Raw genomic sequence first — 3,035 nt, 5'->3', positions numbered from 1 at the left:
TTTGGTTAAGTCCTCGATCGATTAGTATTCGTCAGCTGCACGTGTCGCCACGCTTCCACCCCGAACCTATCTACCTCATCGTCTTTGAGGGATCTTACTTACTTGCGTAATGGGAAATCTCATCTTGAGGGGGGCTTCGTGCTTAGATGCTTTCAGCACTTATCCCGTCCACACATAGCTACCCAGCGATGCTCTTGGCAGAACAACTGGTACACCAGCGGTGTGTCCATCCCGGTCCTCTCGTACTAAGGACAGCTCCTCTCAAATTTCCTACGCCCACGACGGATAGGGACCGAACTGTCTCACGACGTTCTGAACCCAGCTCGCGTACCGCTTTAATGGGCGAACAGCCCAACCCTTGGGACCGACTACAGCCCCAGGATGCGATGAGCCGACATCGAGGTGCCAAACCTCCCCGTCGATGTGGACTCTTGGGGGAGATAAGCCTGTTATCCCCGGGGTAGCTTTTATCCGTTGAGCGATGGCCCTTCCATGCGGAACCACCGGATCACTAAGCCCGTCTTTCGACCCTGCTCGACTTGTAGGTCTCGCAGTCAAGCTCCCTTCTGCCTTTACACTCTTCGAATGATTTCCAACCATTCTGAGGGAACCTTTGGGCGCCTCCGTTACACTTTAGGAGGCGACCGCCCCAGTCAAACTACCCGCCTGACACTGTCTCCTACCCGGGTTACGGGTATGGGTTAGAATTTCAATACAACCAGGGCAGTATCCCACCGACGCCTCCTCCGAAGCTGGCGCTCCGGGCTCTCTGGCTCCTGCCTATCCTGTACAAGTTGCACCAAAATTCAATATCAAGCTATAGTAAAGCTCCACGGGGTCTTTCCGTCCTGTCGCGGGTAACCTGCATCTTCACAGGTACTATAATTTCACCGAGTCTCTCGTTGAGACAGTGCCCAGATCGTTACGCCTTTCGTGCGGGTCGGAACTTACCCGACAAGGAATTTCGCTACCTTAGGACCGTTATAGTTACGGCCGCCGTTTACTGGGGCTTCAATTCGCACCTTCGCTTGCGCTAAGCACTCCTCTTAACCTTCCAGCACCGGGCAGGCGTCAGCCCCTATACTTCACCTTACGGTTTTGCAGAGACCTGTGTTTTTGCTAAACAGTCGCCTGGGCCTATTCACTGCGGCTCTTCGAGGCTATGCACCTCAAAGAGCACCCCTTCTCCCGAAGTTACGGGGTCATTTTGCCGAGTTCCTTAACGAGAGTTCTCTCGCTCACCTTAGGATTCTCTCCTCGACTACCTGTGTCGGTTTGCGGTACGGGCACCTCCCGCCTCGTTAGAGGCTTTTCTTGGCAGTGTGAAATCAGGAACTTCGCTCATACGAGCTCGCCATCACAGCCCAACGTTATAGAATGCGGATTTGCCTACATTCACGCCTCACTGCTTGGACGTGCATAACCAACAGCACGCTTACCCTATCCTCCTGCGTCCCCCCATTACTCAAACGGCGGGGTGGTGGTACAGGAATATCAACCTGTTGTCCATCGTCTACGCCTATCGGCCTCGACTTAGGTCCCGACTAACCCTGAGCGGACGAGCCTTCCTCAGGAAACCTTAGTCATACGGTGGATGGGATTCTCACCCATCTTTCGCTACTCATACCGGCATTCTCACTTCTAAGCGCTCCACCAGTCCTTCCGGTCTGACTTCAACGCCCTTAGAACGCTCTCCTACCACTGATACCAAAGGTATCAATCCACAGCTTCGGTGATTTGTTTAGCCCCGATACATTTTCGGCGCAGCGTCACTCGACCAGTGAGCTATTACGCACTCTTTAAATGATGGCTGCTTCTAAGCCAACATCCTGGTTGTCTAAGCAACGCCACATCCTTTTCCACTTAACAAATACTTGGGGACCTTAGCTGGTGGTCTGGGCTGTTTCCCTCTTGACTACGGATCTTATCACTCGCAGTCTGACTCCCAAACATAAATCATTGGCATTCGGAGTTTGTCTGAATTCGGTAACCCGGGATGGGCCCCTAGTCCAAACAGTGCTCTACCTCCAAGATTCTCACGTTTGAGGCTAGCCCTAAAGCTATTTCGGAGAGAACCAGCTATCTCCAGGTTCGATTGGAATTTCTCCGCTACCCACACCTCATCCCCGCACTTTTCAACGTACGTGGGTTCGGACCTCCAGTAAGTGTTACCTTACCTTCATCCTGGACATGGGTAGATCACCTGGTTTCGGGTCTACGACCACATACTCATTCGCCCTATTCAGACTCGCTTTCGCTGCGGCTCCGTCTTCTCAACTTAACCTTGCATGTAATCGTAACTCGCCGGTTCATTCTACAAAAGGCACGCCATCACCCATTAACGGGCTCTGACTACTTGTAGGCACACGGTTTCAGGGTCTATTTCACTCCCCTTCCGGGGTGCTTTTCACCTTTCCCTCACGGTACTGGTTCACTATCGGTCACTAGGGAGTATTTAGCCTTGGGAGATGGTCCTCCCGGATTCCGACGGAATTTCACGTGTTCCGCCGTACTCAGGATACACTCAAGAGAGAATGAACTTTTGACTACGGGGCTTTTACCCTATCCTGCGGACCTTTCCAGATCGCTTCGTCTAACTCATTCCTTTGTAACTCTATGTAGAGTGTCCTACAACCCCAAGAGGCAAGCCTCTTGGTTTGGGCTATTCCCGTTTCGCTCGCCGCTACTCAGGGAATCGATTTTTCTTTCTCTTCCTCCAGGTACTTAGATGTTTCAGTTCCCTGGGTGTGCCACAGATGCGCTATGTATTCACGCAAATGTACTGCTCCATTACGAACAGTGGGTTTCCCCATTCGGAAATCTCCGGATCAAAGCTCACTTACAGCTCCCCGAAGCATATCGGTGTTAGTGCCGTCCTTCTTCGGCTCCTAGTGCCAAGGCATTCACCGTGCGCCCTTATTAACTTAACCTAAAAGTTAAAAAGTGTTACACATCATGATCACCAAGTGATCACAATTTGAATTTCTTGCATTTATTGTTTCAATGTCGTTTTATCCAGTTTTCAAAGAACAAGT

At 51.4% G+C, this 3,035-nt stretch carries 1 rRNA gene; it reads right to left on the bottom strand.

Features of this window, described 5'->3' with window-relative positions:
- Position 1 precedes the first annotated feature (1 nt).
- Positions 2 to 2,930 (bottom strand): 23S ribosomal RNA (locus FS486_RS19810).
- Positions 2,931 to 3,035: the final 105 nt, after the last annotated feature.

The organism is Bacillus sp. FJAT-22090 (assembly GCF_007676755.1).
Classification (GTDB): Bacteria; Bacillota; Bacilli; order Bacillales_A; family Planococcaceae; genus Psychrobacillus.
Note: the sequence above shows the minus strand (reverse complement) of the source record. Positions and strands in the feature narration are given on the sequence as shown.